General features: G+C 65.3%; 12 protein-coding genes and 1 pseudogene. 3 read left to right on the top strand and 10 right to left on the bottom strand.

The features are described 5' to 3' along the window. Window positions 1-94: 94 nt before the first annotated feature. The 6 genes and pseudogenes from QX073_RS33360 to QX073_RS33335 all read right to left on the bottom strand — a co-directional run. Window positions 95-933, bottom strand: a pseudogene (locus QX073_RS33360) (IS3 family transposase); the annotation flags it as partial. A gap of 347 nt (window positions 934-1280) precedes the next feature. Continuing rightward, window positions 1281-1766: a hypothetical protein gene (locus QX073_RS33355; RefSeq protein ID WP_316227035.1), complete on the bottom strand. Its 486-nt coding sequence runs from the start codon at window positions 1764-1766 to the stop codon at window positions 1281-1283. Between the two features lie 555 nt (window positions 1767-2321). Next, window positions 2322-3563 (bottom strand): site-specific integrase, encoded by a 1242-nt coding sequence (locus QX073_RS33350; RefSeq protein WP_316227034.1) that lies wholly within the window; start codon window positions 3561-3563, stop codon window positions 2322-2324. Window positions 3564-3727: 164 nt separating this feature from the next. Next, the gene (locus QX073_RS33345; protein WP_316227037.1) at window positions 3728-4318 is read right to left on the bottom strand and encodes a RadC family protein; all 591 of its coding nucleotides are present in this window, start codon (window positions 4316-4318) and stop codon (window positions 3728-3730) included. 70 nt (window positions 4319-4388) lie between these two features. Then, window positions 4389-4556 (bottom strand): hypothetical protein, encoded by a 168-nt coding sequence (locus tag QX073_RS33340; RefSeq protein ID WP_316227033.1) that lies wholly within the window; start codon window positions 4554-4556, stop codon window positions 4389-4391. Window positions 4557-4592: 36 nt separating this feature from the next. Next, window positions 4593-6143 (bottom strand): alpha/beta fold hydrolase, encoded by a 1551-nt coding sequence (locus QX073_RS33335; protein ID WP_316227032.1) that lies wholly within the window; start codon window positions 6141-6143, stop codon window positions 4593-4595. A gap of 148 nt (window positions 6144-6291) precedes the next feature. On the opposite strand from QX073_RS33335, the gene mddA reads away from it, so the two are divergent. Both mddA and QX073_RS33325 read left to right on the top strand, forming a co-directional pair. Next, window positions 6292-7077, top strand: coding sequence for a methanethiol S-methyltransferase (gene mddA / locus QX073_RS33330; protein ID WP_315752241.1), 786 nt, complete (start codon window positions 6292-6294; stop codon window positions 7075-7077). Between the two features lie 209 nt (window positions 7078-7286). After that, window positions 7287-8477, top strand: coding sequence for an MFS transporter (locus QX073_RS33325; protein WP_315752240.1), 1191 nt, complete (start codon window positions 7287-7289; stop codon window positions 8475-8477). On the opposite strand, the gene QX073_RS33320 is transcribed toward QX073_RS33325, so the two are convergent. From QX073_RS33320 to QX073_RS33310, 3 genes are all read right to left on the bottom strand, one after another. Beyond that, on the bottom strand, window positions 8478-9281 hold the full coding sequence (locus QX073_RS33320; protein WP_315752320.1) for an intradiol ring-cleavage dioxygenase: 804 nt from the start codon (window positions 9279-9281) through the stop codon (window positions 8478-8480). A gap of 96 nt (window positions 9282-9377) precedes the next feature. Continuing rightward, the gene (map, locus tag QX073_RS33315; protein ID WP_315715310.1) at window positions 9378-10202 is read right to left on the bottom strand and encodes a type I methionyl aminopeptidase; all 825 of its coding nucleotides are present in this window, start codon (window positions 10200-10202) and stop codon (window positions 9378-9380) included. 97 nt (window positions 10203-10299) lie between these two features. Next, window positions 10300-11619: a mechanosensitive ion channel family protein gene (locus tag QX073_RS33310; protein WP_315715311.1), complete on the bottom strand. Its 1320-nt coding sequence runs from the start codon at window positions 11617-11619 to the stop codon at window positions 10300-10302. 209 nt (window positions 11620-11828) lie between these two features. On the opposite strand from QX073_RS33310, the gene QX073_RS33305 reads away from it, so the two are divergent. Further along, window positions 11829-13622 carry a potassium/proton antiporter gene (locus QX073_RS33305; RefSeq protein WP_315715312.1) on the top strand — a complete coding sequence of 598 codons (1794 nt, stop codon included), beginning with the start codon at window positions 11829-11831 and terminating at the stop codon, window positions 13620-13622. Between the two features lie 3 nt (window positions 13623-13625). On the opposite strand, the gene QX073_RS33300 is transcribed toward QX073_RS33305, so the two are convergent. Beyond that, window positions 13626-14144, bottom strand: a complete 519-nt coding sequence (locus QX073_RS33300) for a hypothetical protein (protein ID WP_315715313.1) — start codon at window positions 14142-14144, stop codon at window positions 13626-13628. Between the last annotated feature and the right edge of the window lie 59 nt (window positions 14145-14203).

Below are 14203 nucleotides of genomic sequence, written 5' to 3'. Positions count from 1 at the left end.
CCGAGAGCTCCGCGCCAGCTCCCGCCGCTACGACCGCCCAGATGGGCACATCAAACCGCCCGAACGAACTCAGATCTTGATAAAACTTGGGGGCAAGGTCACGCGACACGAACTCGGTGCCCTGATCGACGCGGATCGTCGCCGGGAATCCCACTTCATTGCAGACTCGTTCCAGTATCTCCACGGCATCGGTGCCGCGGAAAGTGAACCGCGGTGTCAGCGCTGGCGAGAATCGGGAGAAGATGTCGACGATCGTGAGCACCCGAAGCTTGCGTCCGGTTGCCAACTGATCGTGGACAAAGTCCATCGCCCAGGTCTCGTTCGATCGCGTCGCCGGCCTGCGATCGTCCCGCAGCTTGGCCTTGACCCGGCGCTTCGGCGTCTTGTTGCGTAATTGCAGGCCCAATTCGCGATAGACCCGCCGCGTCTTGTTCTGCCCGTGGCGCCATCCTTCGCGACGAAGCACGACGTGAATGCGGCGATAACCGTAGCGGACGCGAACCTGACAGATCTCCCTGATCCGTTGTTCGAGGGCGGCCTGGTCGGAGCGACGGGATCTGTAGTGGTAGGTCGACCTGTCGAATTCGAGGGCGTCGCAGGCCCTGCGGATCGATACCTGCCACTCGCCACAGACCTCGTCGACGAGCTTGCGCTTCCGACCAGGCTTCACAGCTTTCGGCGGATCACGTCCTGCAGCATCTCCTTGTCGAGCGACAGATCAGCGACCAGCTTCCTCGGCTTGCCGTTCTCGTCCTCGAGTTGATTCAGCCGCCGCACCTCGGTCGGCAGCAGCCCGTCATACTTCTTCTTCCAATTGAAATAGGTCGCTTGGCTGATCCCGGCCTTGCGGCAGATCTCGGCGACCGGCACGCCGTCATTGCCCTGCTTCAGAATGAACGCCTTCTGGGCGTCCGAAAACTTCGAGGCTTTCATCGTCTTCCGATCCTCCCAGCCGAGGGGATTCGGCAGCGCAAGACTCTAGCCAAAAATGGTCCAGTTTTCCGGCCTCAGATCAGTTTGCTTGCCAAGTCATCACAGTTAAGGTCCCTTGGGTTCTGTCTCGTCAGTCTTGTGACCGCTGCTGGTGTTTGGTATCTCCTCAAGTTCAGCTGTACGTTGAATCATGCTGTGGATCATTAGCTCGCTATCGAGGTGGGTTAGCTTAAGAACGCCGTGTTCTCGCAACTGCTCCTTGAGGATCGCGGCCATGATTGAAACAATGCCCAATTGGCCCTCTTCTGCTGCTGGCGCGTCGCACATGAATCTGACGTAGGGTGCGTTTATTCTTCGTCGCTCGAGGTTCGAAATGGCAGGGCCGTGCGGGCAACGCTGCAGACTGCTTCGATTAGTAGGCGGACCGCCCGTGCATCCCAATCAATTTGTTCAACGGGACCCTCCCAGTACTGGGACGTCGCATAAGCCGCATGCCGCGCCTTCACGCCCAATCCGGCAATGGTGCACGCCGGTGTCTGCATGATCGCCCGTTCGATTGGGTCTAGACGGGTAAGAATCATTTCAATCTGCCTTACCGCAATCTCGTCGCAGGCGGTCTCGCCGTTCAATGTTTGCCCTGAGTGCTGAGCTGCCTCCTGATTGCCGCGCAGCCGCTCAAGCGCCAGCAATTCTGTAGAGATTGCGTTGAATTGTTGCCCAAGGGCAATGAGTGCCGCGTCAGAGTCGTAAGGCGCTGTTGCTCTGAGAGAGTCGGACTTACCATCTTCAGTATTGTGCGTCGGTGGTTCGTCAGCGGCGCGGATTTCAGTCATCTGTTTCTTCCGCATGCTTGCGCGTTGCGCCACCCGTGAAGTATGGCTGCTCAAGCGACATTTGGGGCGACGACGATTCTCGCGGCCGCCCTCGTTTGTTCCGAGGCGGCGGAGCGATTGGTCGTACCCAAGCTATCCGCAGGCCGGTTTTCAACGGCTTGTGGACCTTGGTCCTAAGATGAGCGCTGAGGTACTACGGTCCGGGGGTGATGTCAATACCTGGGGCATCAAATGATGGGAAAGGTATCGAATTGGTCGAGCTGACCAGTGAACTCGTTCGGGCAGCTCGGGCCCTCGTACGATGGGAACAGCGACATCTGGCCGAAGCTTCAGGCGTCTCTCTTCCCACCATCAAACGTTTGGAGAGCCAACGTGGACCTTTACGTGCACATGGAGTGACCGCCACGGCGATCCGGCGTGCTCTGGAAGCCGCCGGGATCGAGTTCATGAACGGCGGTCAGCCCGGCGTTCGCTTGACCTCTACAGCGGCAAAACAAATCAATAGCTCCTAACCTGCCGAGTGACGTCGGAAGGTTAACTGAGCGCCCTGCGTGGTCATGCGGCCGCCTGGAGACGTTTTTTTGCAAGCATTGCACGTACGAACTTGTCCCACTTCGCCATCCCGGCGCGCTTCTCAGGCATGTAGTGCCAGCGGTCGTAGTTCTTGGAGCTGACATCCTGCAGCGCATGATTTTGCAGGCGATCTCTGATCTCTTTGGACACGCCAGCCTTGCCTGCTAGCGTCTTGAAGGTCCGCCGGAGATCCCGGTTCGTCGCATAGGGGATAACGCCGCGGTCCCTTTGGCGCCAAACGAAACTGTAGAGCGTGCCGTGGCTCACGGGCTTTGATGGGTCCTTCGCGGAGGGAAAGAACCAGCCGTAGCTATTCGGCTCAATCGTCTCGATCAGTTGGGCGGCGATCGATGGCACCGGGACGGCATGCGGTTGCAGATTCTTGGTTTTGGACCAATCGATGATTTTTTCAACTGCATCCCACTGATCGACATGCAGTCGGGCAATCTCCTCAACGCGCTGGCCTGTGAGCATTATGAGTTGAACGGCGCGTGGGTAGGAGGGGTGAACCGGCGAATCGGGGCATTCCAGCCAGCGATAGAGTTGCACGAACTCGACTTCATTGAGCCAGCGCGTGCCCTGGACCTTTGGTTCGGTCGGAATGCTCGACGCGGGGTTGTAGGGGATACGAAACCGGCGAGGGGATGTGTTGCGGTAATCGTTGTCGGATTTCATCCCCCAGCTATAGGCTGCATGAATGTAGCAGCGGACGTGATCCGCCATTGAGCGGGCTCCGCGCTCATAGATCGGGCGGATCAATTCGACGAGTTCTTCGGGTTCGATCTCGCGAGCGAGGCGGCCTGGCCCGATCGTATCGGCGAGCTTGTTGAGTCCCTTCTGCGTCTCTTTCCAGGAAGGCTTTCCTGCGGCCTTGAGCGAGGCGACGTAGCCTTCGAATAGGTCGGCCACAGTCCCAGGCCGAGCATCAGTCGCAAGCTTAATGCTCCTGCCCTTCTGGATCACGTCCGCAAAGTCGCGCTTGAAGATTTCCCGTGCCTGCGCAAGCGACATCGAGGGATAGGCGCCGAGTTTTTTCTTGGTTCGCTTCCCGTCGCGCCACTGCTGCGCCATCCAGTCTGCAGTAACCCGCTTTGGCATTGGTTTTAGAACAAGCACCAGCCGTCCGGTGCCCCGCCCTTCACCGTCAGCGAGGTTTTCCTGCTTCCGGCTCAGCTCTACTCGCTTCAGTGCCTGTCGAATCGCGGCGTCGGTAAGGCTCGGCATAGCGACCGCTCATATTCGCAACTGGGATCGGAACAGGAGAAACTGGGATCGGTGCCCGGGAGCTGAAAGCCCTTTGCTAGCACCTCAACCGCCCCCACTTTCCCAGAGCCGCCCCCTGTGCGCAAGCACAAAAACTGCCGTGATTCAATGAGCTTATGTGTGATTCAACGTGATTGAAAGTGAGTAGTGGGGTGGTTGTGCACCAGGATGATCGCAGTGGCCGACAATTCGAGCGCGCGCTTGATCACCTCGCGCGGATAGACCGGCGTGTGATCGACGGTGCCGGTCTGCTGCACCTCGTCGGCGATCAGCTGGTTGCGCTTGTCCAGAAATAACAGCCTGAACTGCTCCTTGTCGGCGAACGCCATGCTGGTGCGGCAATAGGTGATGACGTCCTGCCATGACGCCAGCGCGTGCTTCTGCCGCACCTCGCCCTTGGCGATGCGGTGCGCGGCGGCGGCGATCAGCTTGAGCTGGGTGATCGAGGCGTCGCCGACGCCGTCGATCTCGCGCAGCCGCGGCTCCGGCGCGTGGATCACCTCGGCGAACGATCCGAACGTCTTGAGCAGCGCCTTCGCCAGCGGCTTGACGTCGCGCCGCGGCAGCGCGGCGAACAGCACCATCTCCAGCAGCTCGTAGTCGTTGAGCGCGTCGGGACCGACGCTGTGAAAGCGCTCGCGCAGCCGCTGACGGTGGCCGTGATAGTGCGGCGTGTCCGGCGGCGTATCGTTGGGAGGAGGGGCTTTCTCGGGCATCGGCGTCAGCATGCCGTGACGCCGCATTTTTGCAACCTCGAAGTGCTCGCGCCCCGCAGGGCGCGCCTTGCTAGGCCGCGCGTCCGGTCAGCACGATGGCGAGGCCGACGATGAGAGAAAACGCGGTGGGGTAGAAGGTGAGCGCAAAGCCGAAGGCGCGGCCCGCGCCGCCGCTGGCATAGCCGAGCCAGAACAGCAGCCGCCCGAGACCGAACAGGATCACGAGCGTGAGCAGCACCGGACGACGTCCTTCTCGTCCGTCGGGCGATCCTGCTTATGGCTGCAGACTGCCGATGAAGGCGTCGATGCTGGCGAGGGCCGGCCTCTGGTCGCCGGCGAACATCCAATGGTCGGCGCCGTCGAGCTCGACGAAGCGCGCGTGGCGGATATGGCTGGCGAGATGCCGCCCGGCCCCGACGAGCACGGCGTGATCGCGGCGACGGTGCAGCACCAGGGTCGGTGCAGCGACCCGGGCGAGCAGGTGGCGGACGTCCGTATCCCTGAAGGTTTCGAGCAGGCCCTTGATGGCGCCGGGGCTGGACGCCGCGCGAAGCAGTCCGGCCCACCAGGCGCGCGCCTGGGGATCGCCAGCCAGACTCGGAGCGAATGTCTCGATGCCGGCGGGGCCGCCCCATTCGGCCACCAGCTGCCGCAGCCAGATGCCGTACTGGCTGGCCTGCAGCGCATGCGGATAGCCGGGCGCGGCGCTGCCCTTGGCGAGCGAGGCGAACAGGATCAGCCCGGCGACTCGTTCGGGATGGTCGGCCGCGAAGGTGATGCAGGCCGGTCCGCCCTCGGAGGCGCCGAGCAGCACCGTGCGCCGGCTGCCGGCGGCGTCGAGCACGGTCGCGATGTCGCGCGCCGTCGCCTCCACGCTGGGGCTGAAACCGACCCGGTCGGAGAGCCCGATGCCGCGGCGATCGAACAGGATCAGGCGGCCGATTCTGGCGAGCGCGGACAGCAAGGCCCGGCAGTGCGGCTCCTCCCAGATCCGCTCGACATGCGAGACGAAGCCGGGCAGCAGCAGAATGTCCTGCGGACCTGTGCCGTAGGTCTGATAGGCGAGATGAACGCCGTCGCCCAGGACATAGCGCGTCGGCGGTGCGCTGTCGCCTTGCGCCGCAACGCCCTGCGCCAGCAGCGCCAGCGTGTCGGTTTCGGGGGCGACGCCGAGCTCGTCGCGCAGGCGCTGCGTCAGGGCGTCGAGATGGCGCTGGGCGGCGGCGCGGTCGCCGGCCAGCATCAGGCTGCGGATCAGGGCGCGGCCATAGACCTCGCTGAGCGGGTCGAACGCGACGAGGCGTCCGGCGTGGACCGCCGCCGCGGCATGGTCGCCGGCCGCGCTGCGATCCCGCACCACGCGCTCCAGCGCCTGGACCGCCCGGCCGCGCAAGGCTTCACGCCGGAAGAACGCCCATTCCTCGAACTGCGGACAGTCGCCGGGCGCGAAGCCGTCCAGGAAGTCACTGGAATAGAGGCGGCAGGCCAGCTCGAATTCGCCGCGGTCGCACGCCGCCTCGAACAGCCGGGATTCGACCTCCAGCTCGACCGCTTCCGCCCACCGAATCGTCGCGCGATCGATGGTGAGGCAGCCGTCGCCGAGTGTGAGCTGGAGCCGGTGCAGCAGGCGGCGCAGCCGCGCCCGCGCGACCTCCTCGGAACACTCCGGCCAGAGCATCGTCGCCAGGACGTCCCGCGCGACAGGGCCTTTGGCCTCCGCCAGATAGACCAGCAGAGCGAGGCCCTTGCGCAGCGCCAGCGGGCACGGCTGGCCGTCGCGATGCAGCTCGGGAAAGCCTAATGTCCGGACGCGGAACTGAACCATCGGGGGTGCGACCTGGGTGGCTGCGTTCGGGGGACGCTCGGGGGACGGTCGATTGGTAAGGGCTCAGGCTCGCGCGAGACGCGACCGATCCCAGGATCTGGCGTCTCGATCACGGCCACGCCGTCCTCGCAGCAACAAGGAAACCTTCATGTCCGGGCGTCTCCTCATCATGCTCTACGCCGTCGCGAGCTATGCCGTCTTTCTTGGGTCGTTCGTGTGGGCGGTCGGTTTCGTCGGCAATTACAACTATCTCACGGCCAAGTCGATCGATGTGGGCGTGTCCAGCGCCGTGACCGAGGCCGTCGTCGTCGACGCGCTGCTGCTGGCGCTGTTCGCGATCCAGCACAGCGTGATGGCGCGGCCGGCGTTCAAGCGCGCGTTGACGCGCATCATTCCGGCGGCGGCCGAGCGCAGCACCTATGTGCTGCTGTCCAGCCTGATCCTGCTGCTGCTGTTCTGGCAATGGCGTCCGATCCCGAATCCGGTCTGGCACGTCGAGGGTGTCGCAGCGGGCGTGCTGACCGGCGTGCATTGGCTCGGCTGGCTGATCGCGCTCTCCTCGACCTACATGATCGATCATTTCGATCTGTTCGGCCTCCGCCAGGCCGTGCTCGCCCTCCGCGGCAGCGCCGGGACGGCGCAGCCTTTCAGAACGCCGCTGCTGTATCGGCTGGTGCGCCACCCGCTGATGCTGGGCTTCCTGCTCGCCTTCTGGGCCACGCCGGAGATGTCGGTCGGCCACCTGCTGTTCGCCGCCCTCAGCACGGCCTACATCCTGGTCGGGCTGCAGCTCGAGGAGCGCGATCTGATCGCCCAGTTCGGCGACACCTACCAGCGCTACCGCCGGCGGGTGCCGATGCTGCTGCCGCGACTGATCGGCGGCCGGCGGACCGCCGAGACGGAGACGGAGGCGGAGGCGCGCGGCGCGCAGTAGCCGGCGCCGGCTCGACGTCCGCAGGGCTCGTCGGGCACGCTCGCTTTTGATCACGGCTTGCCCGGTGCCGCGCCCACGCAGACGTGAATTGGTGCGGGGACCTCAGCACCTATGTCGGGCTTGAATGCTGCGATGCAAAATCACAGCTCGACAGCCTCCGTTCTCATAAGGCCCTATGGCCTGCCTGTTCAGTCCGAGAGAGATCCGCGTTGACCACCATCACGTCCGATTCCGGCGACTCGCTGTCGGCCTGGATCACGCTGTTATTGGCCTTTTCCTGCGGGCTGATCGTCGCCAACATCTATTACGCGCAGCCGCTGATTGGGCCGATCAGCGCCGAGCTTGGGCTGCGGCCGCAGCTCGCGGGACTGCTGGTGACGATGAGCCAGATCGGATACGGCGCAGGTCTCTTGTTCGTGGTGCCGCTCGGCGATCTCATCGAGAACCGCAAGCTCGTCATCATGACCATCATCGTCGGCGCGGCCGCGCTCGGTTGTGCGGCCCTGGCGACGAGCCCGTCGACATTCCTGCTCTCGGCGCTGCTGATCGGCTTCGGCTCGGTCGCGGTGCAGATCCTGATCCCCTATGCCGGGCACATGGCGCCGGAGGCGATCCGCGGCCGCGCCGTCGGCAACGTCACCACCGGCCTGATGCTCGGCATCATGCTGGCACGGCCGCTCGCGAGCTTCGTCGCGGCGCATGCCTCCTGGCACGTGATCTATGCGGCCTCGGCGCTCGCCATGGTGATCCTGGCCGGGGTGTTGCGCCTCGCCCTGCCGCCGCGTGAGCCGCAGGCGCGGCTGAGCTACGGCCAGCTGCTCGGCTCGATGGTCGAGCTCTATCGCGACACGCCGGCGCTGCGCCGCCGCGCGCTCTACCAGGCCGCGCTGTTCGGCGGCTTCAGCGTGTTCTGGACCACGTCCCCGCTGCTGCTGGCCGGGTCCGATTTCCGGATGTCGCAGACCGGCATCGCCCTCTTCGCGCTGGCCGGCGTCGCCGGGGCGATCATGGCGCCGGTCGCCGGCCGCATCGCCGATCGCGGCTGGACGCGACCGGCGACGGTCGCATCGATGCTGATGTGCGCGATCGGCTTCGCGTTGACGCTTTCGGTTCCACTCGGAACGAACGGGTCGCTGGCCACGCTGGTGATCGCCGCCATCGCCATCGATTGCGGCGCGCAGCTCAGCCTCATCCTCGGCTATCGCGTGCTGTTCGTGCTCGGCGCCGGCCAGCGCAGCCGGCTGAACGGGCTCTATATGACCACCTTCTTCGTCGCCGGGGCGGCGGGTTCCGGCCTCGGTGCCTGGGCATATGCGCATGGCGGCTGGACGGCCGCCGCCGCGCTCGGCACGGCGCTGCCGCTCGCGGCGCTGGCCTATCAGTTCACCGAGCCGAAATGATCAGAACGGGCTGCGCTTGAGCCCGGGCACCAGCGCCGCCAGCCGGTCCTTGATCCAGGGTGCGGGCGGCAACTTGCCAGTGGGCATCTCGACGGCGGCGGCCGGGTTACGGCTTACGGCCAACGTGAGGGTCGCCAGATAGTGATCGCGCTCCTCCTTCACCGCGCAATGCGCGCGGTGTTCGGGATCGGCCTCGGTCGCGACGCGGTCGTTGGCATTGATGACGAGCCGTTGCTTCGGCCGTCCCGTGTAGTCGGGCACGTTGGTGTAGATGAACTCGTTCAGCGCCTCGGGAAAGAAGGTTTGTCCGGTCAGCACCGTGGCCTCGTCGACAAACACCCTGAAGTGGATGTGGGTGGCGCGGCCGGCATACCAGCCGGGATAGATGGTCCTGAAGCCGGCCCAGCCGGCGGCGTCGGCCATCTGCGTGCCGCGCAGGAACGTCTTTCCGCTCTGGTCGAGCTTGTGAGTGTCGCTCTGGCCGGGATAGCCCGAATAGATGCCGCGGGCATCGCAGTGCCAGATGTCGACGCGCGCGCCGGGGAGTGGCGCGCAGGAGCCGGCCTCGATGACGCGAAGGCGCAGCCTGAGCGGCACGCCCGGCCGGTCCTCGGCGATCTCGGCGCGCACCAGCTTGGGATCGAGATAATAGGGACCGGATTCCGACTGCGGCGTCAGGATGCAGGCGTCGTCGGCATTCGCCGATGCGGGAGCTGTCTCCGACGCTGCGCGCGCCGGCGGCGTCAGCAGCGCTGCGCCCGCCGAGAGCAGGCCGAGAACGCCACGGCGTGTTGCGTTGGTCAGAGCAGCCTCCCGCAGTCGCATGCGACGGAAGCGGCAGTCGATCAGCCGGGCATGGCAACAATCGGACGCCCGGCGGCCATTCGGCCAGGAGCCCGCTCACACCTGCGTCAGCGGCTTCTCGCCATGGCGCTCCGAGAGCGTGAAGATCTCGACGCCGTCGGCGGTGACGCCGACCGAATGCTCGAACTGCGCCGACAGCGAGCGGTCCCGCGTCACCGCAGTCCAGCCGTCGGACAGGATCTTCACATGCGGCTTGCCGAGATTGATCATCGGCTCGATGGTGAAGAACATGCCGGGCTTGAGCAGCACGCCCTCGCCGGGACGGCCGACATGGATGATGTTCGGCTCGTCATGGAACAGCCGGCCGAGACCATGGCCGCAGAAGTCGCGCACCACGCTCATGCCCTGCGGCTCGACGAAGCTCTGGATCGCATGGCCGATGTCGCCGGTGGTGGCGCCGGGCTTCACCGCGGCGATGCCGCGCATCATCGATTCGTAGGTGACCTCGATCAGCCGCTCGGCCTTGCGCGCGATCGGGCCGATCGCATACATGCGGCTGGAATCGCCGTACCAGCCGTCGACGATGAAGGTGACGTCGACATTGATGATGTCGCCTTCCTTCAGCGGCCGGTCGTTCGGCATGCCGTGGCAGACCACGTGGTTGATCGACGTGCAGGTCGAGTAGCGATAGCCGCGATACATCAGCGTCGCCGGATAGGCGCCGTGGCTGAAGGCGAAGTCCCGGACGAAATCGTCGATCCGCGAGGTCGGCACGCCCGGCTTGACGATGTCGGTGAGCGCATCGAGGCACTTCGACACCAGCGCGCCGGCCTTGCGCATGCCGGCAAAGCCGCTCGGGCCGTGCAGCTTGATCTGGCCGTTCTTGCGCGCAGCGGTGTCGGTCGCTTCGATATAGTTCATGGGCCTGTTTCGTTCTCAGGGGTGTCGCGGGGTGATCGCCTAATTTAATGATCGTGCCGGCCGGTGCAAGCCGGGTGTGCACGGCCGGATCTGCCGCCTAGCCGGTCGGCACCTCCAGCGTGGTCTCCACCGGCAGCGCACCTCCGCGAACGCGAAGCTCTCGCACCGGATACGGCACCCTGATGCCCTCGCGCTTGAAGGCCTCCCACAGCGCCAGCATCACCTCGCTCTTGACGCTGTCCATGTAGCTGGGGTCGGCGATCCATGTGGTCAGCGAGAACTTCATGCCGGCCTCGGTGAACTCGGTCAGCAGGCAGTTCGGCGCCTTCGATTTCAAGGTGCGCGGCGTCTCGGCCGCGATCTCGGTGGCGAGCTTGCAGACGACCCGGGGATCGGCGTCGTAGTTGGTGCCGAAATTGACCTTCACCAGCGTGTTCTTGTCGGTGTAGGTCCAGTTGGTCACCTTCTGGGTGACGAGGTCCTCGTTCGGGATCAGGAACTCGCGGCCGTCGCCGGCGGCGACCGAGATATAGCGCGTGTTCATCGCGCTGATGCGTCCCGAGCTGTCGCCGATGGTGACGAGATCGCCCGGCTTCACCGATTTGTCGGCCAGCAGGATGATGCCCGCGACGAAATTGGCGACGATGCGCTGCAGGCCGAGGCCGATACCGACACCGGCGGCGCCGGAGAAGATCGCGAGCGCCGACAGGTTGATGCCGACGGCGCTGATCGCAATCGCGACGCCGAGGATCATCAGGCCCATGCGGACCATCTTGATCAGGAGCACCTGGATCGACGGCGTCAGGTCCGTCGAGCGCGTGATGCGGCTCTCGACGAAATTGCTGGCGATGTTGGTCAGCCACAGCACCGCGAGCAGCAGCACGCCGAGCTTGATCACCAGCAGCGGCGTCAGCCTGAGGCCGCCGAGCACGACAGAGATGGAATCGAGCGCGTCGACGACGTTGTCGAGCTGGCCGATGATGCTGAGCGCGGCCACCAGCCAGGCCGAGATCGACACGATCTGCACGATGAAGGTGCTGCGGATCACCGAGGTGATCAGCCGGATCACGAGCCAGGCGAGCGCCAGCTTGAGCGCGACGGCGAGCAGGTAGCTGCGGCTCGGCCAGGTCCACAGCAACATGCCGGTGCGGGCGATCCGCATCAGGATCACGAACACGACCGTGGTGACGCTCTCCAGCAGCACCCGTAGCAGCTGCCGCAGCGGGCCAGGCCAGCCCATCGCCAGCGAAGTCAGGTCGATGCGCGCACGCACGGCGGCGCTCGCCGCAAAGGCGATGCCGGCGCCGCTCAGCACCAGTCCGAGTTGAAGATAGAACCACGGCGAGGTGACCTCGGCGCCGATCGAGCGGCCAACGGTCTGCAGGAAGTCGAGAACGTCTTTCAGGTCGAGGTCCATCAGCGGGGTCTCGGAGGGGAACAGTGGCGCGGGTTGGCCGGATCAGCGGAATTTAGTTCGTTTTCGTCACAGGCGATTGCCGCGAAATATACCCCGAACGCGGGCAAGGATGGAAAAATGGGCATATCGCCGCGATAAGAGCAAATCCGGTTGGCGTGCAAGTGTGGCGACGATAAGGATGTAAAACTCGGATCCATCAACGTTTTTTCATGTCATCCCTCGACGCCGTCAGCATTGCGATCCTCCTCGGTGCGGTCCTCGTGATGGCCGGCATCCTGTCGAGCCTGCTGGCGTTGCGCTTCGGCGCACCGCTGCTGCTGGTGTTCCTGGTGATCGGCATGCTGGCGGGCGATTCCGGCCCTGGTCATATCGAATTTCAGGACGTCCGTACCACCTATCTGGTGGGCTCCGTCGCGCTGGCGCTGATCCTGTTCGACGGCGGTCTGCGTACGCGCTTCCAGAGCATCCGCACCGTGCTGGCGCCCTCGATGGTGCTTGCGACCGTCGGCGTGCTGATGACCGCCTTCATCACCGCGCCCGTGGCGAAATATGCCCTCGACCTCGGCTGGACCGAGGCGATGCTGGTCGGCGCCGTCATCGCCTCGACGGATGCGGCGGCCGTGTTCCTGCTGGTCCACGCCCAGGGCCTGCGGCTGCGCCCGCGTGTCGGTGCCACGCTGGAGGCGGAGTCCGGCAGCAATGATCCGTTCGCGGTGTTCCTCACCCTGATGCTGGTCGAGCTGATCTCGGTCGGTCACGGGTCGTTCGGACATTTCGTGTTCGAGCTGATCCGCGAGGCGGTGCTCGGCACGCTGTTCGGCATCGTCGGCGGCCGCCTCGTCGTCATCGGCCTCAACAAGGTCGCGCTGCCGCAGGGCCTCCACGCGCCGTTCGTGACCACGGCCGCGCTGGTGATCTTCGGCATGGCGCAGATCGCCCACGGCTCCGGCTTCCTCGCGGTCTATCTCGCCGGCCTCATCGTCGGCAACCGGCCGACCCGCGCGCACAACTCTGTCGTCACCTTCCTCGACGCCGCGACGTGGCTCGCCCAGATCGTGATGTTCGTGCTGCTCGGGCTGCTGGTGTCGCCGCAGCGGCTGCTCGACAGCCTCCTGCCGGCGATTGCTGTTGCGCTGATGCTGATGCTGGTGGCGCGACCCGTTGCGGTGTTTGTCTGCCTCTATCCGTTCCGCTTCAACTGGCGGGAGAAGGCGTTCATCGCCTGGACCGGCCTGCGCGGCGCGGTCGCGATCTTCCTCGCCTCGATCCCGCTGCTGGTCGGCCTGTCCAGCGCCTATCTCTATTTCGACGTCGCGTTCGTGGTCGTGATCATCTCGCTGCTGGCGCAGGGCTGGACGCTCGGCGTGGCCGCGCGCAAGCTGCACGTGGCGCTGCCGCGCACGGATCGGGGCCCGCGCCGCATCGAGCTCGATCTGCCCGGCCAGCTCGAGCAGCAGCTGGTCGGCTATTCGATCCGCTCCAAGAGCCTGTACTTCCGCCGCGGCCTGATCCCGTCCTGGTCGAAGCCGACCCTGGTGATCCGTAACGAGCAGATTCTGTCGCCGCCCGAGGCCGAGCCGATCGCGCCGGGGGACTATCTCTATCTGCTGGCGCCGCCGGAAAAGGCCGAGTCGCTCGACCGCTTCTTCGTCGACATGCCGCCGTCGGCCGCGCCCGACCCGCATCTGCTCGGCGACTTCATGGTCTCGGCCGAGCATACGCTCGACGAGGTCGCCGGCATCTACGGCGTCAAGCTCGGCGAGGGCGAGGACAAGCTGACGCTCGCCGACTATTTCGACATCCATCTCGACAACGCGCCGAAGGAAGGCGCGACCGTGGCGCTCGACACCATCGTGCTGGTCGCCCGCTCGATCTCCGGCGGCCGCGTCAACGTGGTCGGACTGCGTCTGCCGGAGGACGAGGAGGATGTGCCGGTGCTGACGCGCAAGGAGCGGATGAAGCGCAAGCTGGCCAGTGTCTGGTCGTCGGTCGCAGGGGTGTGAGCGTCATTCTGCCGCCGGCAGGACGGCGATCGAGATCGCATTCTCCGGCGCGCCGCTGACCTGCAGCACGAAAGGCTTTGATCCCAGCTCGTACTTCATGGTCTTGCGAATGCCGTCGCAATCGGTGGCGCCGCTGAAGCCGGCCGGCTTGAGGATCTTGCCGTCCTGCACCACGTCGATCCAGGCCGCGGCCGACAGGCTGATGGTGTAGACGCCGGCCTTGGGCGCTCCGGCGATCCGCGTGAGGCCGGCGAAGCTGCCGTCCCTGGGCGCGCGCTCCGGCGGCATCGCCAGCTTGGCGTCAGCCGTCGGACGCAGCTCCAGCACAATCCCGGTCGCGGGAATAACGGCCATCTCGGCGCCAGATACGAGCTTCTCGCGGTCGGCTGCGGTCAGCGCGGCGTGCTCGCGCGCGATGTCCCATTTGAACTTGTCGCAGCCGCTCGGTTCGGCGGCAACCGCAGCCGAGTTCGCGGCCACCGTAACGAGGAAGGCGGTCGTGGCGGGACGGATCAGGATCATGACGGACTCGCGACTGTTACGCCGCGCAGCGGCGCGCGGCATCTTGATACCGCGATAAC

The sequence above is a fragment of the Bradyrhizobium sp. SZCCHNS3052 genome, assembly GCF_032484495.1.
In the GTDB taxonomy this organism is placed as follows: domain Bacteria; phylum Pseudomonadota; class Alphaproteobacteria; order Rhizobiales; family Xanthobacteraceae; genus Bradyrhizobium.
The sequence above is the reverse complement of the archived record's forward strand: the minus strand, read 5'-3'. Positions and strand labels throughout refer to the sequence as shown.

What these genes read in the sequence shown, in the direction of transcription:
- QX073_RS33355 (WP_316227035.1), bottom strand. Translation starts at nt 1,766, where the DNA reads ATGACTGAAATCCGCGCCGCTGACGAACCACCGACGCACAATACTGAA.
- QX073_RS33350 (WP_316227034.1), bottom strand. Translation starts at nt 3,563, where the DNA reads ATGCCGAGCCTTACCGACGCCGCGATTCGACAGGCACTGAAGCGAGTA.
- QX073_RS33345 (WP_316227037.1), bottom strand. Translation starts at nt 4,318, where the DNA reads ATGCCCGAGAAAGCCCCTCCTCCCAACGATACGCCGCCGGACACGCCG.
- QX073_RS33335 (WP_316227032.1), bottom strand. Translation starts at nt 6,143, where the DNA reads ATGGTTCAGTTCCGCGTCCGGACATTAGGCTTTCCCGAGCTGCATCGC.
- mddA (WP_315752241.1), top strand. Translation starts at nt 6,292, where the DNA reads ATGTCCGGGCGTCTCCTCATCATGCTCTACGCCGTCGCGAGCTATGCC.
- map (WP_315715310.1), bottom strand. Translation starts at nt 10,202, where the DNA reads ATGAACTATATCGAAGCGACCGACACCGCTGCGCGCAAGAACGGCCAG.
- QX073_RS33310 (WP_315715311.1), bottom strand. Translation starts at nt 11,619, where the DNA reads ATGGACCTCGACCTGAAAGACGTTCTCGACTTCCTGCAGACCGTTGGC.
- QX073_RS33305 (WP_315715312.1), top strand. Translation starts at nt 11,829, where the DNA reads ATGTCATCCCTCGACGCCGTCAGCATTGCGATCCTCCTCGGTGCGGTC.
- QX073_RS33300 (WP_315715313.1), bottom strand. Translation starts at nt 14,144, where the DNA reads ATGATCCTGATCCGTCCCGCCACGACCGCCTTCCTCGTTACGGTGGCC.